This window comes from Microvirga massiliensis (genome assembly GCF_001006805.1).
Classification (GTDB): domain Bacteria; phylum Pseudomonadota; class Alphaproteobacteria; order Rhizobiales; family Beijerinckiaceae; genus Microvirga; species Microvirga massiliensis.
Map to the genome: position 1 here is coordinate 101035 of NZ_LN811367.1, position 21404 is coordinate 122438.

At 62.8% G+C, this 21404-nt stretch carries 14 protein-coding genes; 4 read left to right on the forward strand and 10 right to left on the reverse strand.

The window, feature by feature from the left end; genetic code table 11:
* Positions 1-873 precede the first annotated feature (873 nt).
* Complete coding sequence (locus BN1233_RS37230; RefSeq protein WP_046868708.1) at positions 874-1350, forward strand: peroxidase family protein; 477 nt, start codon at positions 874-876, stop codon at positions 1348-1350.
* Positions 1351-1620: 270 nt separating this feature from the next.
* Positions 1621-4323 (forward strand): peroxidase family protein, encoded by a 2703-nt coding sequence (locus BN1233_RS46370; protein WP_046868709.1) that lies wholly within the window; start codon positions 1621-1623, stop codon positions 4321-4323.
* Between the two features lie 894 nt (positions 4324-5217).
* Here BN1233_RS46370 and BN1233_RS37240 read toward each other — a convergent pair.
* The 7 genes from BN1233_RS37240 to BN1233_RS37265 all read right to left on the reverse strand — a co-directional run bounded on the left by BN1233_RS37240 (position 5218) and on the right by BN1233_RS37265 (position 13884).
* Positions 5218-6741: a DHA2 family efflux MFS transporter permease subunit gene (locus tag BN1233_RS37240; RefSeq protein ID WP_046868710.1), complete on the reverse strand. Its 1524-nt coding sequence runs from the start codon at positions 6739-6741 to the stop codon at positions 5218-5220.
* Between the two features lie 3 nt (positions 6742-6744).
* The gene (locus tag BN1233_RS49325) at positions 6745-7587 is read right to left on the reverse strand and encodes an HlyD family secretion protein (RefSeq protein ID WP_342341694.1); all 843 of its coding nucleotides are present in this window, start codon (positions 7585-7587) and stop codon (positions 6745-6747) included.
* Between the two features lie 21 nt (positions 7588-7608).
* Positions 7609-7974: a hypothetical protein gene (locus tag BN1233_RS49330; RefSeq protein WP_052764100.1), complete on the reverse strand. Its 366-nt coding sequence runs from the start codon at positions 7972-7974 to the stop codon at positions 7609-7611.
* Positions 7975-7984: 10 nt separating this feature from the next.
* Positions 7985-8440, reverse strand: coding sequence for a MarR family winged helix-turn-helix transcriptional regulator (locus BN1233_RS37250; RefSeq protein ID WP_046868711.1), 456 nt, complete (start codon positions 8438-8440; stop codon positions 7985-7987).
* Between the two features lie 425 nt (positions 8441-8865).
* The gene (locus BN1233_RS37255; protein ID WP_046868712.1) at positions 8866-9240 is read right to left on the reverse strand and encodes a hypothetical protein; all 375 of its coding nucleotides are present in this window, start codon (positions 9238-9240) and stop codon (positions 8866-8868) included.
* Positions 9241-9516: 276 nt separating this feature from the next.
* Positions 9517-12663, reverse strand: a complete 3147-nt coding sequence (locus BN1233_RS37260) for an efflux RND transporter permease subunit (RefSeq protein ID WP_046868713.1) — start codon at positions 12661-12663, stop codon at positions 9517-9519.
* A 12-nt stretch (positions 12664-12675) separates the two neighbouring features.
* The gene (locus BN1233_RS37265; protein ID WP_046868714.1) at positions 12676-13884 is read right to left on the reverse strand and encodes an efflux RND transporter periplasmic adaptor subunit; all 1209 of its coding nucleotides are present in this window, start codon (positions 13882-13884) and stop codon (positions 12676-12678) included.
* 219 nt (positions 13885-14103) lie between these two features.
* On the opposite strand from BN1233_RS37265, the gene BN1233_RS37270 reads away from it, so the two are divergent.
* Positions 14104-14790 carry a TetR family transcriptional regulator gene (locus BN1233_RS37270; protein ID WP_063776699.1) on the forward strand — a complete coding sequence of 229 codons (687 nt, stop codon included), beginning with the start codon at positions 14104-14106 and terminating at the stop codon, positions 14788-14790.
* Positions 14791-14983: 193 nt separating this feature from the next.
* A complete protein-coding gene (locus tag BN1233_RS37275) occupies positions 14984-15991 on the forward strand; it encodes an LLM class flavin-dependent oxidoreductase (RefSeq protein WP_046868715.1) in 1008 nt (335 codons plus the stop codon).
* 19 nt (positions 15992-16010) lie between these two features.
* Here BN1233_RS37275 and BN1233_RS37280 read toward each other — a convergent pair whose 3' ends face one another.
* The 3 genes from BN1233_RS37280 to BN1233_RS37290 form a co-directional block, all read right to left on the reverse strand.
* Complete coding sequence (locus tag BN1233_RS37280) at positions 16011-16316, reverse strand: hypothetical protein (protein ID WP_048709050.1); 306 nt, start codon at positions 16314-16316, stop codon at positions 16011-16013.
* Between the two features lie 197 nt (positions 16317-16513).
* Entirely contained in the window at positions 16514-19642 is a 3129-nt protein-coding gene (locus BN1233_RS37285; RefSeq protein WP_046868717.1) for an efflux RND transporter permease subunit, read from the reverse strand.
* Entirely contained in the window at positions 19639-20856 is a 1218-nt protein-coding gene (locus BN1233_RS37290; RefSeq protein WP_046868718.1) for an efflux RND transporter periplasmic adaptor subunit, read from the reverse strand. The genes BN1233_RS37285 and BN1233_RS37290 overlap by 4 nt, the downstream gene beginning before the upstream one ends.
* Between the last annotated feature and the right edge of the window lie 548 nt (positions 20857-21404).

Below are 21404 nucleotides of genomic sequence, written 5' to 3' on the forward strand. Positions count from 1 at the left end.
CGATCACCGGCATCGTCCGGCAGTTGGAGAACACACAGACAGGAGCTCGAACTTTTGGCGGCGTAGCAGTACGCATACTCGGACAAATAGATTGTCTCATGTGAACCATTTCACCCTTCCCTGGCCCTCATTCCGCTAGACTGGTGCTCAGCTACGCAATGGACTCGTCTCCACAGAGTTTTATGGCACCAAGGTACGAACGAAACGACCTTCTAGCCTTCAACCCTGCCGGGAAGTCTTGGTAGTCATCGACAACATTGACGCTGCGGCATCTGACAATCCAGGCTTGTCGCCGAGCATTCGCGAGACGATCGCAGCGGTTACACTGCGCGCACGAGGAGCCGTAGCGCACATGAGGAGAAATGCGCTATAATACGAACCAGAATATTGGCGCGCCCCGGCCCCACACTCGATTCGGATTCGGTCGTTGCGGCAGGCCCGTGTCTCATTGCACTCGTCCAAACCGTCAACTGATATGTTGCGATGGCGCACGCCGGTGAAGGGTTGTGGACTTAGGCAAGCAACGACCAGGCGGCGGCTTGCCCAACTCCACTGAGCATTCGCTGGCCGAAACCTCAGTCCCGGTGCGTGCTGTGGCTCTGCATCAGACCGGATAGCTCGGCGTACGCGTAGGAAGGCGGAGGACGCCTAAGAAGACACAAGGCACGCTCGGAAAGACGCGCAGCCGCGCTGTTCAAGCCCAATGCCAACAAATCGAGCTCATCCGGCTGCGCCTTACAGCCCCATTCCCCCAGGGGAGAATGCCTTTCGCACGCTTGCCCCCGTCGGAAGTGAACATGGCACATTGGGCCAAAATATCATCAGGCAGACGATAACCCGCGCATATGCGCGGGTTGGAACCCGGAGATTCAAATGGCAGATCACAGGAAAGCACAGGCTGTAGGAATTCAGCTGCGCCCGGACGATCTCGATTTTCTTTTGACGCAGGTGAGCGATCCGGATCTCCACACACGCCACGTGAACGGCTTCGAGAATAATCTCACATCCGGCCGCGAATTCTGGGGAAACGCCAGCCAACCGTTCCTGCACTTGGTGCCGGCTCATTTCGAGCCGCTGACAGGAACCCAGACGAGCCCCAATGCAGTCCGCGTCACCTCAGCGGACGGAACTAACCTGCTCCCAAACCCACGGCTGATCAGCGACGTAATCGGGCAGCAGCCTCTCGATTCAGGCGGCAACACGGTCAGCGTGCCGAACACGTTCGGAAACAACCTGTTCCTGATGTCCTTCGGCCAATTCTTCGACCATGGCCTCGATTTCTACGCCCGGGGCGGTGGTCCTGACCTGGTCCCGATCGGCGACATGAACGAGCAGCTCGCAGCCGCCTAGTCTCGCCTCGACGGAATCCGCGCGGCACAGGGCCTCCCGCCTATCGAGCTGGACCCGACGGATAATCTTCTCGCGCAGCTCGAAAGCAACCCCCAGCCATTCGAATTCCTGATCGGCAGTCGCGCCGGCCGCTATGACACCTCGCCGGACGGCAGCGTCGTACTAGATGCGAATGGCTCTCCCGAGCCGAACAACGGCACCGGTACCGCCCACCTCAACAAGACAGCGCCCTTCGTCGACCAGAGCCAGACCTACGGCTCCGATCCGGAGATGAGCTATCTGCTGCGCGAGAGCGCGCGTGATCCGAAAACCGGAGAGCTCGTCTATGAGAATGGTTTCGAGGGTGATCCTGATCACATCGTCAAGACACACCGCCTCCTCGACGGCGCCGCGGACATCGGCCCTGATGGCATTACCCGGGGCAATCTCCCGAATTACGAAGGAATCCTCGTCAATCACGGCGTCTCCCGGGCAGCGATTGGCCAACTGCTCGCCGACGTGGCCGACGGCAGGATGACGAACTTCGATGCCTGGACAGAGCTCACGAAATCGGCTGGATTCGTTCCATTCGGCGATATAGGCGATGTCAGCCACACGATCATGCTCGGCGACAAGAACGACGCCACGGCCTCTCCAGTCGGGCAGGATGGCGTTACACCCAATCCGGGATTCAGTCTGGAAAGCTTGCTTTCCTATCACATTGCCGGTGACCATCGGGCCGACGAGAACGTCGCACTGACAGCCGTCCACACGGTCTGGCACCGCGAGCACAATTTCCAGGCCGACCGGATCATGGCGTTGCATCCGGAGTGGAGCGACGAACAGGTCTTTCAGGCTGCGAAGATCATCACCACGGCCGAGTACCAGCGCACGGTGTTCGTCGAGTTCGCAGGGGCCCTGTCCGGCGGCATCCCGGGTTCGTCGCACGGCTTCAGCGGCTACAATCCGGACGTCAATCCGGGTATCTCGGACGAGTTCGCCGGCGCCATGTACCGCGTCGGCCATTCCATGATCAGCGAGACCATCCCGTTCACCGACAGTGCGGGCAATACGCAGGACGTGCCTCTGCTCTCGGCCTTCCTGAACCCGGCCATGTTCGATGGTAACGATCCCTCCACTCACGGAGTGGGCGGCGCTGCCGCCATCATCAACGGCGAGACCCATGTCGCCCATGAGAGAATCGACGAGCAGGTCGTCGAGGTGATCCGCAGCGAGCTGCTCGGCATCCCGCTTGACCTCTACGCAGCCAATATCGAACGTGCCCGCGAACTCGGCCTCGCGACGCTCAATGAGTTCCGATCCTATGTCAGCGACAACACCAGCCTCATCGCCCAGGATGGCCAGGCATCGGACTACACCTCGCGTGTTCCCGAGCGTGTCCCCAGCCTCGCGCCTTATGCTAGCTGGGCGGAGTTCGAAGCGAACCTGCGCGGCACGCCCGCCGAGCAGGCCGAGCTCCTGACACTGTTCAAGGCCGTCTATGGTGAGGCCGACATCCACGTCAACGATGTCGAGCTGTTTGTCGGCGGCCTCGCGGAGAAGCCGTACGGCGCGAGCCAGATGGGCTCCACCTTCACCTGGATCTTCCAAGAGCAGCTCGACAGGCTGCAGGATGGTGACCGCTTCTATTATTTCAATCAGCTCAAGGAAGCGCCGCTGCTCATCGCCGATATCCAGTCCCAGCACTTCTCCGATATCGTGATGCGAAATACCGGCCTCGATCACATGCAGTACGATGCGTTCGCAGTGTCGCAGAGAATCGACCTGGGCGATAGGGAGCGGAACCACGACTTCAGCACATTGCCTGTCACTGCCGACAAAGTTCTGGTGCTGGTCGGCAACGAGCATGACAATGCAATAACCGGCACAGCCGGCAACGATACGATCTATGGGGAGGACGGAAACGATACTGTAGACGGCGGCCTCGGGCTCGATGCCCTGTTCGGTGGTAACGGCGACGATACGCTGAATGCCGGAGCCGGCCCCCTCGGCATCTTCGCCTATGGCGAGCGCGGCAACGACATCATCAACGGCAATTCAGGCGACGACAACATGCTCGGCGGAGCGGGCAGCGACCGCATCCGGGGTGGATTGGGCAAGGACTTCCTGTCCGGCGGCCCTGGCGACGATTGGCTCATGCCTGGTGACGACCGCAACATCGTCGACGGGGGGAGCGGTTGCGATACGGTCGATTACAGTGACTCCTCGCAAGGCGTAACCGTCGATCTCACAATCCGGGTGGATCGAGCGGGAGGGCTTGGAGGCTATCAGGGTGACTTGACCAGCGGCGTCGAGAACGTCGTGGGCTCAAAGTTCGCCGACACGCTGTTTGGTGATGACGGAAGAAATCGGCTCGAGGGCGGCGACGATAACGATCTGCTCGACGGGCGCGGCGGTTCGGACAGGATGATTGGCGGCAGGGGCGACGATACTTATGTCGTCGGTCAAGCCTGCGACAGAATCGTCGAGCTGAGCGGCGGCGGAAACGATACGGTCCGGGTGGTCGGCGGCGCGTTCTATTCGCTCCGTGATAACGTCGAGAACCTAACCTATGCCGGTGACTATGCGGGTATCGCTCGCTTCACAGCCAACGGCAATGGCCTGGTAAACACGCTGACCGGCGGTGCCGAGGCCGACCGGATCAATGGCCGAGGCGGCAACGACACGCTGATCGGCCTCGGGGGTGACGATCGCTTCACTGGGGGTGCGGGCAGCGACACCTTCGTCTTTGCACCGGGGTTCGGCAACGATGTGATAAAGGACTTCGATGCCAACCCGGTCCGCGGGCAGGACTTCCTCGATATATCGGCCTTTGGGATTACCGCTGGTAATTTCACGGACCGGGTGACGATCGCCGATATCGGCAAGGATACGCTGGTCACCATCGACAATGACCCGGGGCAAACGATCCGGCTCACCGGCATCGGCCACGCAACGTCGATTACGGAGCAGGATTTCGTGCTGCTCGTGTGATCCGGATGAGTTCTTTCTTGCGGTTCTTTGGGCGTGAACTGCGGGCGAGGCACCATGCTGTCGCGCATTGTCCGGATGCCTCAAGGCCCAGCACGGTAGTGCGCCGCCTCAACGTCTCGCTGTCCGGCTGCCGGGTTGATCGGTGACAGCCGTGATCGGCCTCGCCGTGCTGGCCTTCCTGGCCTGGGCGTTCTGAACTCGCTGCCGAGACTACTGACGCGTCGCGGTCACTCGTCAAAGTCAATGACGAAGAGCCGGTGATGTCGGTGAATCCTCGCGCCGACTTTCCGCAAGCGGTTGTACTCGAAATCTTCTTGATTCCAATGGCAAGGTCGTCCGGATCACTGGCGGCAGCACCGGGATCGGCTGGACCATCACGCTCGCCCTTGCCACGCTGAGCGCCTGCTGCTTCGGTAAGGGTAGTTTTACACTGCGTTTGGGAGAATTCACTTCGTCCTTGCGAGCCGCGGGCGCAGCAATCCATTCTGAAGCGGTGATCTGGATTGCTTCACTTCGTTCGCAATGACGAGGAGGGCGTGAGGACGCGAGGTGCACGGCCGAATACGGAGCAGCGCCGGACCCACTGCCGTCATTGCGAGCTGCAGACGAAGCAATCTGCCCTGAGGCAGTGTGCTGGCGGGCGGAGCCTGTTAGCATGGCATTACATCCGCTAGACACAATCTCCGGTCGAGGCACCCTCACGCCGCCATCGGAACGGAACGTGCGGAAGCCTCCCTGCTGTCCACGCCAATCTTCCGCCGTCCGAACAGCCTCATCACGAAGACGAAGAAGACTGCGAGGACGGTCGCGGAGATTATGCCGCCCATCAGCCGCGTCGACCTCCACGTGGCCGATGGCGACTTATAGCTCCCCGTATCATGATAATCTACTCCATCAGTCGAGAATGGCCTCGGCAGCGTTGCCCTGCGCCTTGGCGCGACGGAGCAGCAGGACCAATGGCAACGCCGCGAGCGCGACGATCATCATGAGCTTGAAATCATCGTTATAGGCGATGATCGTCGCCTGCCGCGTGATCTCGGCATTCAATGCGACACGACCGGCTTCGGTCGTCAGATCCCATATCCTGCCGGCGCTTCCAGTCTGAAGAGCGTCATTGAACGGAGTGATGTGCTCGACAAGTTCCGCATGCATCGCCTGAGTATTGTGACCGAGCAGGAAGATCACGAGAGAGATGCCGATGCTGGAACCGATATTGCGCACTAGGCTGAACAACGCCGTTCCTTGTGTCCGGAACTCCGGCGCCAGCGTCGCAAACGTAATGGTCGACAGAGGCACGAAAATGAACCCGAGCCCGAAGCCCTGGACGATCCCCGTGCGAACCAGGACACCCTGGCTTACATCCGGCGTGAAGCCCGCCATTTCGTAGAGCGCGAAGGATGTGAGCAGCAGCCCGAAAGTGATTAGGCTTCGCGGGTCGACCCTGCCGATGACACGCCCGACGATCATCATTGCGATCATCGTTCCGATCCCGCGCGGAGCCAGCACCATACCGGCCGTGATCACGGGATAACCCATCAGGTTCTGAAGATACGGAGTCAGCAGGGCGAGAGTCGCCAGCAGGATGATCCCGACCACGAAAATAAAGAACAGACCGATGCTGAAGTTGCGGTCCTTGAACATCTTCGGATCGATGAAAGGCCGATCGCTCGTGGCGGTATGGACGAGGAACAGATACAGCGACAACCCGGCAAGCGCCGCCTCGAGCACGATTTCAATCGAGGAGAACCAGTCCATCTGCTCTCCGCGATCGAGCATCATCTGGAGCGCTCCGATGAAGAGGCTCATCGTGGCAAAGCCAAACCAGTCGAATGGGAGCTTGGAAATCCTGGACTCCGACAGGAAGGCCGACAGCCCCAGGAAGGTAAGGATCCCGACAGGCAAGTTCACATAGAAGACGAAGCGCCAGTTGTACGATTCCGTCAGCCACCCGCCGAGCGTCGGACCCAGGATCGGCCCGACCATGACACCGACGCCCCACATGGCCATCGCCGAGCCATGCCGTTCCTTGGGATAGCTGTCGAGCAGAACGGATTGGGACATCGGCACGAGAGGAGCGCCGAAGATCCCTTGAAGCAGACGAAAGAGCACCATCTGCTCGAGCGATCCTGCGATCCCGCACAGAACGGAAGCGCCGGTGAATCCGGCGACTGCAGTGAGAAAGAGCCGCCGACGCCCGAAGCGCGCCGCCAGGAAGCCGGTCACTGGTGTCGCGATGGCCGCCGCGACGATGTAGGAGGTCAGAACCCAGTTGATCTGATCCTGCGTTGCCGACAGGTTGCCTTGCATGTAGGGCAAGGCCACATTGGCGATCGTCGTGTCGAGAGCCTGCATGATAGTGGCCATCATCACACAGACCGTGATGATGCCCCGATTCTGCCCGGGTGCCGTACCCGCCATGGCTCAGAGCCCTACGACTTGCCTGAGGCTTGCGATCAACTCGGCCAGCGAGCGCTGATGGCCAGTATCGATTTCGACATTCGCGCTCATGCCCGAGCGCAGGGGCGGAGCCCCGGCGGGCACATCCACCTGGAGCCGGATCGGAATGCGCTGTACGACCTTGACCCAATTGCCGGATGCATTCTGTGGCGGCAGCACGGAGAACTCCGCGCCCGTTGCCGGGCTGAGGCTCTCCACTTTGGCGGACCACTCCCGGTTGGGATAGGTATCGACAGTTACGATCGCTGGATCACCCGGCACCAAATAGGTGAGGTCCGTTTCCTTTGGATTGGCTTCGACCCAGACATGATCGGTTCCGACCAGGCTGAAGGCAGCCTGTGCGGCAGGCAAATACTGCCCCACCTGCAGCGCGCTGACATTGGTCACGATGCCGGCCATGGGAGCCTTGACAATGGTATGGGCGAGATCGCGCTTGGCCTTGTCGACCTGTGCCTGAGCCTGCTGAACGCGGGCATAGGCCTGGAGTTCGGCATCCGCGCGGCCGCCAAGCTGCGCAAGGGCAGCCTCGGCCTGCTGCCTGGCCGCGTTCATGCGCTCCTGGGCCGCGTCGAGATCACGCTTGGCCTGATCCAGCGCCGCCTGGGAGGATACCCCCCGCCGGCTTAGATCCTGCTGCCGTTCGAAGGATGTCTGGTAGAAGGCGACATCGGTCTTGGCCTGCTCGATCTGGGCGAGACTCTGCCGATAGGTGGCCTGCAGGGTCGCAATCTCATTGCCGGCGGTGCGGAGCTGGGCCTCCGCCCCGGCAAGTGCGATGCGATAGGGCTCCTCGTCGAGGCGAAACAGAACCTGGTCCCTGGTGACCTTCTAGTTCTCGGTCACCGCGATTTCGGCTACGATACCGGAGACATCGGTGGCGACGTTGAGCTTGTCGGCCCGCACATAGACATTGTCGGTCGAAACGTAGCGCCCGCTCGACAGATAGAAGTAGAGGCCACCGACCACCATGAGAAGCGGACCAAGGAGCAGCAGGATCCGGCGCAATCGCTTCGAGCGTGGCTTGGATTCCTGCGACGAGGTGGCGGCGCGCTGTGCTTCCTTGCCCTCGGAGTTGCGGGCCTGAGCGGGCTCTTCACGGATTGGACCGGGCGGGTCTTCACGAAGCTTGGTGATCTTGTCATCCACCAGCTGGTCAGAGATGGCGTCGTGCTGTTTGCGACGAGGATCAGCCATGGTGGGCCTCTCAGTCTTCATTCGCCCGGCTGCAAGCCGCGAGCAGATTTTCACGCATGGTGAACAGTGCCTGCATCAGATGGTCCCGATCCTTGCTGGACACATGTTCCAGGGCTTCGGCCCTGGTTCGATCTCCGATGGTCCACATCGTGTCGAGAACAGGGCCCGCGGACGGCTTCAGATATAGGAGCCAGATCCGCCGGTCGGTGGCATGCGGGCGGCGCTCGACCAGATCGAGTTCCTGCAATTTATCCAGGATGCGCACGAGGGTGATCGGCTCAATCTCGAGGAGATCGGCCAAAGCTCCTTGTTGGATTCCTTCGTGTTTGGCCAAGTGTGCCAGGACCTGCCACTGCGAGCGGGTGAGGCCCAGACCGGATTGGCGAGCACTCTGTTCGAAACGCTTGCGCATAAGACGCGCCACGTCGTGCAACAGAAAGCCAAGGTTTCGTTCCAGGGCGCTCATAGGCTAAGCTTATTACCAACGCAGCATAATATGAGCATGCATATGAGTTGGTGACAATCTGAATGCAAGGCCGCCTGAATGCAAGGCCGCGCGGGTGTGGCGAATCAGCAGGTTCGCCACTGACTACAAGCCGATGTCGCACCTGGAGCTGTCAGCCGCCGAAGCGCAGCAAAGCGCTGCTGTTGACGCCCGACGTTGTGGTCGAGTTTCGCCTTCGACGCAGGGAATGGGTTGCGGGTAGCTCGACGGCGTGCGGACACGAAAGCGGTTTGGCCTGGCCCTGACCTTTTACTGACCAGCGCCTGGGTCAAGCCGATCCCTCAAACATCGAATGCCTCGTCTGGCCGCGAGCCTGTTTTCCTGCTCACGCTCTCAATGCTTGGAAATCGCATCGAGAGAAAATTCCATTTTCCGAGCCCGACCGGCTAGCGCCGTCGGAGTCGATTGATCGCATCCTGATGGGCGGCTGGATCAACGCCATAGTCCTCCGCAAGCCGTCGGATTTCGACCTTCCGTTGCTCTTCCGTGAGCTTTGGGCTCAAGTTCGAGACCGCCGCGACAAAGGATGCCCCGGCTAGGACAGGATCCCGGCGCATCGCTGCTCTCTGCGCCTCTCTCTTCTGTTCGGCATGGCGCGTCTTGTAGTCCTCCAAAGGCCCAAGAGCCCGGACGGCCCGGTTCCGCAAGGCCTGAACGGCCAAGCCATGATCCTCGGCAATCTCCTGCAGCGCTCGGTCAATTTCCTCATCCGAGAGGATGGCTTCAGCGAGATCTTCGATAGCTGGAACAAACGGGTCCATGTCGCCTCCTGGCCGCTGCCCCTTAAGCAAAGTTATCCAGCCTAATGCGGGTCCACTTTCTTTCGAGCCGCAGGCGACGCAATAACGGTGAGGGCATGAGAATGGAATGACCACTGCCGGAAAGAGAATGAACGCCGGACTCACTGCGCTCATTTCGAGTGGAGCGAAGCAATGTTCCGCGACAGTGCACTGGGATGCTCTGCAACAAAGGCTCCAACTCCAGACGGGTACGCGGTGTGCCTCGCATCGCCGAATTAGCTCACCTTGAAGGGATCATCACTCGGCCGCCATCGGAACGGAACGCGCAGCAGCCTCCCCGCTGTCCACACCGGTCCTCCGCCGTCCGAACAGCTTCATCACGGAAACGAAGAAGACCGGCACGAAGAAGACCGCGAGGACAGTCGCGGAGATCATGCCGCCCATGACGCCGGTGCCGATCGCGTTCTGGCTGGCGGCGCTGGCGCCTTTCGCGATCGCCAGCGGCACGACACCGAGGGTGAAGGCGAGCGACGTCATGATGATCGGCCGGAAACGGAGACGGGCCGCCTCGATCGTCGCGTCGAGCAAGGATTTTCCTTCCGCCCTGAGGTCCTTCGCGAATTCGATGATCAGGATCGCGTTCTTCGCCGACAGGCCGATGATCGCGATCAGGCCGACCTTGAAGTAGACGTCGTTCGGCATGTCGCGGAGCATGACGGCAAGCACCGAGCCGATGATCCCCAGCGGTACGACGAGCATCACCGAGAGCGGAATTGACCAGCTCTCGTAGAGCGCCGCGAGCAGGAGGAACACGAAGACGATGCTCAGCCCGACGAGGAACGGCGCCTGCGAACCCGACTGGATCTCCTGCAGGGATTGGCCGGTCCATTCATAGCCGAAGCCAGGCGGCAGCTCGGCCGCGAGGCGCTCCATCTCCTGGATCGCGGCGCCCGACGAGTAGCCCGGCGCCGCCTGGCCGCTGATGCGGACCGATGGATAGCCGTTATATCCGACGACCTGCGCCGGCCCCTTCTGCCACTCCACGCTCGCCAGGGCCGACAGGGGGACCATTCCGCCGTGCACGTTCCGGACGTTCAGCTTCAGGAGATCGTCCGTCTGCATGCGCCGCTCGGCATCGGCCTGCACGGTGACACGCTGCATGCGTCCGGCATTCGGAAAGTCGTTCACATAGGCCGAACCGAGATTGGCCGAAATCGTCGAATTGATGTCCGCGAAAGTGACCCCGAATGTGTTCGCCTTCTCGCGATCGATGAGCAGGCTGACCTGGGCCGCATCCCGCATCCCCTCGACGCGCAGCCCGGTCACGATCCCGCTCTTCGCGGCCGCTGCCAGGAGCTGGTCGCGGGCGGCCGCTAACGCCGCCTGCCCCTGGCCCGCCCTGTCCTGGAGGCGGAACGTGAAGCCGCTGGATGTGCCGAGACCTTGAATGGGCGGTGGCGAGAGCGCGAAGGCGATCGCATCCTTGATCTGGAAGAGAGCGCCATTCGCACGCTGCGCGATCGCGGCGGCGGAGTTCTGCGCGTCGCGCTCGCTCCAGTCCTTGAGCGTGATGAAGGCGAGGCCTGCATTCTGCCCGGTGCCGGAGAAGCTGAAGCCGTTGATCATGACCATGCGGCCGACGGCCTCTTCGCCCCGGAAGATGTTTTCAACCTGCCGGATCACGTCGCTCGTACGGTTGGCGCTCGATTCCGGCGGCGTCTGCATGTCGACGATGATGAAGCCTTGATCCTCGTTCGGCAGGAAGGACGACGGCAGCTGGAGAAAGGCCCAGCCGAGGCCGACCAGAAGCGCCAGATAGATGGTCATGAAGCGCCCCGACCGGCGCACGAACCAGCCGACAGTCGATGCGTAGCCGCGCGACGTCCGGTCGAAGCTCCGGTTGAACCAGCCGAAGAAGCCCTTCTTCTCGTGGTGTCCCTGCGGGATCGGCTTCAGGAAGCTCGCGCAAAGGGCCGGCGTCAGGGACAGCGCGAGGAATCCCGAGAACAGGATCGAGACCACCATGGTCAGACTGAACTGCTTGTAGATCACGCCGACCGCACCGGGGAAGAACGCCATGGGCACGAAGACGGCCGTCAGGACCAGGGTGATGCCGATGATTGCCCCAGTGATCTGCTTCATCGCCTTGCGGGTGGCCTCCTTCGGGGGCAACCCTTCCTCGGCCATGATGCGCTCGACGTTCTCGACCACCACGATGGCGTCGTCGACGAGGATGCCGATCGCCAGCACCATCGCGAACATGGTGAGCACGTTGATCGAGAATCCGGTCGCCATCATCACGGCGCATGTGCCCAGCAGCGCGACCGGCACCACGAGCGTGGGGATCACCGTGTAGCGGAAGTTCTGCAGGAACAGGAACATGACCACGAAGACCAGCGCCACGGCCTCGATAAGCGTGTGGATCACCTTCTTGATCGAGACCTCGACGAAGGGGCTGGTGTCGTAGGGAATCGCGTATTCGATGCCAGCCGGGAAGAACCGCTCGAGTTCCGCCATTTTCGCCCGCACCGCCTGGGACGTCGCCATGGCGTTGCCGGTGGAGGACAGTTGAACGCCAATGGCCGCGCTGGGCTGCCCGTCCATGCGCGTCGAAAAGTTATAACTCTCCGCGCCGACTTCGACGCGGGCGACATCCCGCAGCCGCACGGATGAACCGTCCGGATTGGCGCGCAGCACGATTGCCCCGAACTCTTCCGGCGATGACAACTGGCCCTTGACCAGCACGGTCGCTGAAATCTGCTGCGTGATCGGGTTGGGCTGGGCACCGATTCGTCCGGCTGCGACTTGGGCGTTCTGCGCCTGGATTGCGTTGGTGATGTCGCTCGCGGTCAGCTTGAGCCCGACCATCTTGTCGGGATCGACCCAAATGCGCATCGCGCGCTGAGTCGCGAAGAGCTGCGCGCTGCCGACGCCGTCGATGCGGCGAATCTCGCCGAGCACGTTGCGGCTCAGATAATCCCCGAGGCCGACAACGTCGGTCGAGCCATCCGTCGAGGTGATCGCCACCACCATGAGAAAGCTGGATCCGGCCTTCTGGACCTGCAGGCCCTGCTGGGTCACGATCCTGGGCAGGCGCGGCTCGACGCGGCGAATGCTGTTCTGGACCTCGACCGAGGCATCGTTGGAATCGGTGCCGGGCGCGAAGCTTGCCGTGATGTTTACCCGGCCCGAGGAATCCGAAGTCGACTCGAAATAGAGCAGCCCCTCGACGCCGTTCAGCTCTTCCTCGATGGGGCGCGTGACGCTCTGGTAGATCTCTTCCGGTGCGGCGCCCGGATAATTCGTGGTGATCGAGATCTGTGGCGGGGCGACGTTCGGGTATTGCGCGACGGGCAGAAACGGAATGGCGATGACGCCCGCCAGCATGATGAAGATCGCAACGACCCATGCGAAGACGGGTCGGTCGATGAAGAACTGAGGCATCGGGCGAAATCCTTACTCGACGGTCGTCTTGCCGTTCGACTCGGCCCGGGCCTGGCCCGGTGCCTCACCTTTCGCGGACGCCTTCCAGTTCGACGGTGCCACGACGGCGCCCGGCCGGATCTTCTGGAGGCCCTCGACGATCACGCGGTCACCGCCCGCCAGACCGTCCTCGACCACCCACCGCTCGCCGACGGCGCGCCCGAGGCGGACGGTCCTGAGCTCCGTCGTGTTGTCGCTCTTCACGACGAAGACCTGAGCGCGTCCGCTGGTGTCGCGTTGGACCGCTTGTTGCGGAACCGCGATGGCGTCTTTCTGCACACCCTGTTCGAGTAGCACGCGAACATACATCCCGGGCAGGAGGTCCCCCTTCGGATTGGGGAACTCTCCGCGCAACGTCACCTGCCCCGTGGTCTCGTCCACGGCGGCTTCTGAGAACAGAAGCCGACCCGGATGCGGATATTCGCTTCCGTCATCGAAGCGAAGCAGCACGCGGGCCTCGCCAGGAGTCGGGCTCGTCAAGGCACCCGCTTCGAGGAGGCGGCGGAGCCTCATCAACTCGTTGGCGGATTGCGTGAAATCCGCATAGACCGGATCGAGCTGCTGGATCGTGGCGAGATTCTGGGTGCTGTTCGCGGCGACGAGCGCACCTTCGGTGATCAGGGCCCGGCCGATGCGGCCGGTGATCGGCGCCTTGACCTCGGCATATTCGAGATTGAGCCTGGCTGCTGCGAGACCCGCCTCGGCAGCGGCCACGTCCGCATTCGCCTGCGCGAGCTGTGCGACGGCATTGTCGAGTTGCTGGGCACTCGCGATGTTGCGCTCGCCCAGCTCCTTCTGCCGGTCCGCATGCTGCCGCGCCTGAAGCTGGACGGCTTTCGCCCTCTGCAGGGTGGCCTCTGCGCTCTCGACCTGGACCCGGAACGGCGCCGGGTCGATCCGATAGAGCACCTCGCCTTGCTCGACCCGGCTGCCCTGCGTGAACACGCGTTCCACGACGATCCCGGAAACGCGCGGGCGGACCTCCGCGATACGCGTCGGCGCGATTCTCCCCGGCAGCTCGTTCAGGATCGGAATCGCCTCCGGCGCCACTTCGACGACGCTCACGGCCGTCGGCGGAGGAGTCGGCGCCGTCTGGGCGGAACTCTTCGATTCGGTGCACGCTGCGAGGAGCGAGCAAAAAGCGAGCGCGGCAGCGAGCTGTGTCGGGATAACAATGCGCATCGAGGATAGTCGTCCGATAGGGGCGGGCTGAGGGGCGTGGTCGCGCCCGGCACGGCTCCGCTGAGGCAAGCTCCGCCGGATACTGGCGGTCTCCCAACCCGGCAAGCCTAGCATGGTGCGGAGCAACATATATACGTTCATGTTTGCTTGTAAAGTGTCCACCGCATATACATGTTGATCGCGCCGGCCGGCACGAGGCCGGTCACGAGGCGGTGATCCATGCGAAGGACCAAGGCAGACGCGGCAAAGACACGAGAGGCGGTGATCGATGCAGCCGAGGCCGTCTTCTTCGAAAACGGCGTCAGCCGGTCGACCCTGGAACAGATCGCCGTGAGGGCGGGCGTGACCCGGGGCGCTGTCTACTGGCATTTCAAGGACAAGGCCGAGATCTTCAAGGCGCTCCAGGAGCGTGTCCGGCTTCCGCAGGAGGAACTCCTCATCGAGCAAGCGCTCGTGCATGGGCACGAGGATCCGCTGAGTCTCATTGAGGAGACTGCACTCTCGGCACTCGCTGTGCTGGCCAAGGACACGCGGCGGCAGCGAATCTACACGATCCTGTCCCATCGCTGCGAGGACGTCGGCGAGATGGCGGACATCCTCGTCCGCATCACGGATGCCAATCGAGCCATGTACAAGAATCTTCTGCAGCTCATGGAAATGGCGGAGCGGAACGGCTCGCTGTCTCGGGACTGGAGCCCCCCTCTTGCCGTCAAAGCCCTTCAGTGCACCTTCACGGGTCTCCTGCAGGAATGGCTGCGGAACGGAAAATCCTTCTCGATCATTGAGGTCGGGACACGGATGATCACGGGCCTCATTCAGTCGCTGCGTGCCTCCGGAGCGACGACGCAGGAGGGACGGCCGCCCCGGAGCCCTGATCCTCCCTCGCCCCGAACGGCTATCGCGTAAGCCGCCGTGGCGGACGCATGTCCCCGTGCGTGCCGCCCCACCGCCATGAGATTCGGACCCGTCCGCGCCGGCGAGGAGGACCGAGGCCAGGTCGGTGGGCATCAGCGCCGTTTCGGCGCCGCATCCGAACAGCTCCAGGCATTCTGATCACGTACCCTGTCATCTTTCCCGTCACCCCATGGAGCGCAGGCACATGTTCCCCATTTCGATCCTCGATCTTGCCCCCGTCCCACAGGGAAGCACTCCCGCCGACGCGCTGCGAAACACCCTCGACCTGGCGCAGCATGCGGAAAGATGGGGCTATCACCGCTTCTGGCTGGCGGAACACCACAACATGGTCGGCATCGCCAGCGCTGCGACCTCGGTGGTCATCGGCTACGTGGCGGGCGGCACGCACACGATCCGGGTTGGCGCTGGCGGGATCATGCTGCCGAACCACGCACCGCTCGTCATCGCGGAACAGTTCGGCACACTAGAATCGCTATATCCCGGCCGGATCGATCTGGGCCTCGGCCGTGCGCCCGGAACGGATCAGCTCACGCTTCGCGCCTTGCGGCGCGATCCGACGAGCGCCGACACGTTCCCTCAGGACGTTCTGGAATTGCAGGCTCTCCTTGGCCCGCTTCAGCCCGGGCAGGCCGTGCAGGCCGTCCCCGGCACGGGCCTCAACGTGCCCCTCTGGATTCTCGGATCGAGCCTGTTCGGCGCGCAATTGGCCGCGGCGCTCGGACTTCCTTATGCCTTCGCGTCACACTTCGCGCCCGGAGCCCTGATGCAGGCGCTGCAGGTCTATCGGGCCAAGTTCCAGCCGTCTGCGCAGCAGGAGCGGCCCTACGCGATGCCCGGCGTGAACGTGATCGCGGCGGATACCGACGACGAGGCCCGCTATCTCTTTACTTCGGCCCAGCAGCAATTCACGAATCTGTTCCGCGGCGCCCGCGGCCAGCTCCAGCCGCCGATCGACGACATCGAGACCTACTGGACGCCTGTCGAGAAAGCGCAGGCCTCGAGCATGCTGGCCTGTTCGTTCGTCGGATCACGAGAGACTGTTCGGCGAGGTCTCGAGGCGTTCATCGCCCAGACCGGCGCCGACGAGCTCATCGTAGCCGCCGCCATCTACGACCACTCCGCGCGTCTCCGCTCCTACGAGATCCTGGCCGAGATTCGCGAGGAGATCGGCCCCACGCACGCGGGGGCATGAGGGTAAAGCGCGCGGGAGATCAGTGTACGCACGCCACCGGGATGCGACCGACGCCCCGCTCGTACAGGGTGCGGCAGGCCATTCCGTTGTAATAGCGGATCTCGTAGTCCATGGCCCATGGGAATGGCGAGTACGGCGTGCCAGCAGCCGGTACGCCGTAATTGTAGCCAGTATGTCGAGGGGGAGGCGGCACAGAGTAGACCAGTCTGTAACCCCAGGGCGTGCTGATGCCCACGTATTGCGCCTCCGCGGCCTGCGGAGCGGCCAGGAGCGCGACACCGGCTGCAAATGCGCCAATGCTCCCGAGGGCGAGTTTCTTCATCATGGCCTCCGGAACCCGACGGCAGCAGGATGCCGCCGTTTCTCAGCATCGATGGTCAACGCATTGAAATGCGGCCGGTTTCTCCGGCGGCGACGCCACACGAACTCTTGATGGACTTACATCGACAGTGGTGCTTCTGCTCCGTCCGGACAGGATCGAGGTAATTCTGGTCTCGCTTTCGAGCGCCTCCTCCAACAAGCTCATGCGGGCTCCGTGACCCTCCGCGCCTCTGTTGGCTTCCTTCGCTCGCGGGTCACGAGCCGGAAGAACAGCGGCACGAACAGCACGGCCATGAACGTCGCCGAGAGCATGCCGCCGATCACGCCGGTGCCGATCGAGTGGCGGCTCGCCGAGCTGGCGCCGGTTGCGATCGCCAGTGGAACGACGCCGAGAATGAAGGCGAGCGAGGTCATGACGATGGGCCGGAAGCGCAGCCTCGCGGCTTCTACGGCCGCATCGTAGACGGACGTGCCATCGCGGTGCCGTTCCGCCGCGACCTCGACGATGAGGATCGCGTTCTTGGCGGCAAGACCGATCAGGGTGACGATGCCGACCTGGAAATAGATGTCATTCTCGATGCCCCGCAGATAAATGGCGAGAATGGCCCCGAATACCGCAAAGGGAACGGCCGTGATCACCGCGAGCGGCAACGACCAGCGCTCGTATTGCGCGGCGAGGATCAGGAACACCATGACGATCCCGAACAGGAACCCCTGGTAACCTGTCCCGGCGCTCTGCAGTTCCTGATAGGCGGATCCGGTCCAGCCGATGGAGTAGTCGGAAGAGAGCGTCTGCGACACGACCTGCTGCATGGCAGCGATGGCCTGACCGGAAGAGGCCCCGGGAGCGGGGTTGCCCTGAATCTTGGCCGCCGGAAAGACGTTGAAGCGATCGACTACATCCGGGCCGACGATGCGGGACACCGAGACCAGGACGTTGAGCTGCACCATGGTGCCGTTGGTCGATCGCACGAAGACGTGCTGCAGGTCGTCGGGCGTTTCCCGGAACTGGGCTTCCGAGGAGAGGCTCACGCGATAGGTCCGCCCGAACAAGCTGAAATCGTTGACGTAGAGGCTTCCGAACGTGCTCTGCATCGTGTCGAAAATCGTCGTGATCGGCACGCCGAGCGCCTTGGCCTTGTCGCGATCGACATCGACCCGGTACTGCGGCACGTTCGTGTTGAAAGTCGTCGCTACGCCGGCGAGCTCGGGACGCTGGCGCGCCGCCTCGATCACGCGTTGTGCGGCTTGCGCAAGGCTCTCCAGGCTACCGCCGGAGCGATCCTGAAGGTAGAACTCGAAGCCACCGGTCGTGCTCAACCCCGGGATCGGGGGAGGGTTGAAGCCGATGACGACACCGTCGCGAAAGCCGGCGTTGAGCGCCCCGAAGGCGGGGGCGAGATTGCGCGCATCGAGCCTGGGATCCGTGCGCTCCGACCAGTCCTTCAGGCTCACAAAGGAAATGCCTGCATTCGTCTTCTGCGCGCCTGAGAGCAGGTCGAAGCCTGCGATCGTCACGACGCTCCTGACTGCCGGGTTCTGCATCGCGCCCTCAGTCACCTTCGAGGTGATGTCGATCGTGCGATCGAGGGAGGCGGCCGGCGGGAGAGTGGTCACGAGAAATACGACGCCCTGGTCCTCCGCCGGCACCAGGGCTCCCGGGACGCGCTGGAATAGCCACCAGGTGGCGCCGAGCATTACCGCGATGATCGCGAACGCGATCGCGGCGTGTCGCAGGAAAAAGGCGACGCCCCCTGTGAAGCGCTGGACCAGCCAGTCGAAGCCGCGATTGAAGACCCGGAATGGCAGCCAGGGCTCGCCATGGCCCCCCTTGAGGAACACGGCACAGAGTGCCGGCGTCAAGGTCAGCGCGACCGTCCCTGAAATCACGACCGAGACGGCGATCGTCACCGCGAACTGCCGATAGAGCTCACCGGCAAGACCGCCTAGGAACGACACCGGAATGAACACGGAACACAGCACGAGCACGATGGCGATGACGGGCCCGCTCACCTCCTCCATTCCCTGGATCGCGGCATCGCGGGCATTCTTGCCCTCGGTCGACATGATGCGCTCAATGTTCTCGAGCACGATGATGGCGTCGTCGACCACGATGCCGATGGCAAGGATGAGACCGAACAGGGTCAGGAGATTGATCGAGAATCCGAGCAGATACATGCCCGCGAAGGCGCCGATGATCGAGACCGGCACCGCGAGGACAGGAATGACCGTCGCGCGAAAATTCTGCAGGAATACGAAGACGACGACCACCACAAGAACGATCGCTTCGACGAAGGTCTGGATCACTGCGTCGATTGAGGCTTGGATGAAGAGGGTGGTGTCATACGGGGAGTCGTAGCGTATGCCGTCGGGAAACCGTTGCGACAGACGATCCATCGTGGTCTTGACGGCGGAGGCGACCTCCAGCGCGTTCGCCCCCGGTTGGAGGTAGATGCCGATCGGCACGGTCGGGGCTCCATTGAGCGTCGCGACCGTCGCGTAGTTCAGTGAGCCCAGCTCGACTCGGGCGACATCCTTGAGCCGCAACGCCGCGCCATTTGGATCCGAGCGCAGGATGATCTGCTCGAACTCGCGAGGATCGGCAAACCGTCCCTGCGTCGTCACCGAATACGTGAAGGCCTGCTCGCCGCTCATCGGCTCTTCCGCGAACCGCCCGGCCGCGAATTGAGCATTCTGCTCGCGGATCGCAGCCGCGATGTCACTCGGCGTGAGATGGTATTGCGCGACCTTGTCGGGCCGCAGCCAGATGCGCATCGAATAGTCGGAGGCGCCGAACAGGGAGGCGTCACCGACGCCCGGCGTGCGCCTGAGCTCGTCGATGACGTTCACGAGGGCGTAGTTCGAGATGTAGATCGTGTCATAGCGCCGATCAGGCGACGACATGGTCAAGACCTGAAGGATTGAGGTCGATCGCTTGTTCACCGTGACGCCCTGGCGGCGCACCTCTTCGGGCAGGAGGATCGTTGCGCGCTGGACGCGGTTGTTGACGTTGATGTTCGCCTGATCGGGGTCGGTGCCGGTCTGGAAGTAGACGGACAGGCTCATGGTTCCCGAGCCGGTCGACGTCGATTGCATGTAGATCATATCCTCGACGCCGTTGATCTGCTGCTCCAGGGGAGCCGCGACCGTCTCGGCGATGGTCTGCGCGCTTGCACCGGGATAGGTGGCCGACACGACGACCTGGGGCGGGACGATCTCCGGATATTGCGCGACGGGCAGGGCTCGCATGGCGAGGAGCCCAGCGAGCACGATCACGATGGACAGAACCGAGGCGAAGATCGGCCGGTCGATGAAGAACTTCGAGATCATGGGTTGGCCCCGAATGGCTTGGCCTCGGCTGGCGTCGAAGCCTGCGTGGACTGCGATCCGGCGGCCATCTGCACGGGCCTGACGGGTGCCCCCGGGCGCACCCGGATCACGCCGTCGACGACGACCCGCTCTCCACCTTTCAGGCCGTCCTCGATGACCCAACCGGCGGCGACCTCGTGGCCGAGGCGGACCGGTCTGACCTCGGCGGTGTTGTTCTCGCCGACCACGTAGACCGAAGGTCCCCGAGGTCCCTGGCTCACGGCCGGCTCGGGAACGACGATGGCGTCCGGGAGCGTTACGCCGCGGATTCGAACCCGCACGAACTGGCCGGGAAGGAGCACGCCATCGGGGTTCGGGAAGATGGCGCGGACCTGAATGGTGCCAGTCTGAGGATCGACGCGCTGTCCGGCGGCATCGATCTTGCCCGGATGCGGATAGATGGATCCGAGCCCGATCTGCAGGTCGATGACGAGATCCTGCGCCGTAAGCGGCTTCGTCCGCTTTTCGTTCAGCTTGCGGAACTCCTGCCCTTCTTCCTCAGTGAACGAGAAATTCACATAGGCGGGGTCGAGCTGCGTGATCGTGGTGAGAAGAGTCTGCTGCGCCTGGACGAGAGTACCGACCGTCGGCGACTGGAGCGAGGTGACCCCGGCGGCCGGCGAATTGACGACGCTGTACTCGAGGTTGAGCTTCGCGCTCCTGATTTCCGCCTCGGCGAGCTGGACGCTGGCGCGCGCCTGATCGCGCTGGGCGGTAGCGTCCTCGAGCTGCCGTTCGGCCGCAACCTGCCGGCTGGCGAGCTCCTGCATCCGCGCGAAATTCTGCTCGGCCTGCCGCAGCGTCGCCTGCGCCTGCAGGAGTTGGGCTTCCGCCCGGCTGAGGGCCACCTCGAAGGGAGCTGGATCGATCCGGAACAAAACCTGATTCTGGGTGACCCTTCCGCCCTCTTCGAATTCGCGCTTCAGCAGCACGCCGCTGACCTGGGGCCTTACCTCCACATCCCGAAAGCCGACGACGCGGCCGGCATATTCCACGGGCAAGGGAACCTCGGCCGGCTGAGCGACGATGATGCCGACTTCCGGTGGCGGCCGGTTCGCCGGGGCCGTGGCGGTCTGGCTGGGTGCAGGTCCGCCGGACCTGCGGACCATGAAGAAATACGCTCCGGCGGCGACCACGGCGCCGATCAGGAGAATGACGACGAGGCGTTTGAACAACGGGTCCTCACCACTTCAGCGACCGGGCCGCCCAGATGGACCTGCTCTATAATAGCGCCCCACCAGACCGGTGGAAGATTGTGGCTGCTCGTGAGATCGCTGGTGCGCTCTCGGGGAAGTGAAGCGCTTGGGAACGATGTTGGTTCCGACGGCCTTCATGCGCCCCGGTCTGCGAGCCGACGCAGCATTCCTCCGCAAGTCGGGAGGGGCGCGAACCCGAGGCAACAGGCCGTTCTACCGGGCAGGCTTGCAAGCGTGGCCGCTATCTTGCGGATCGTGCGAGACGTGGTGTCTTATTCTCGGCCCGCGCCGGGTGGATGATGCAGAAGTTTTATCTCACCATTGCTTCCAGCCTCGTGAAGACGGCTCTCCGGTTCTGTTTCAACCTGCGAGGGCCTGTGAGCAGCTCGCGTTATCAGTGTTCGTTCGCGATGAGCCCGCAATACGCACAGCGATCGATTGAGGTAGAATGAAAGCGCTGGTTCCTCCTTCGGACCAAATTCCCGCCCATATCACATTCCTGACGCGGTGCTGGCCGTCATCGCGCC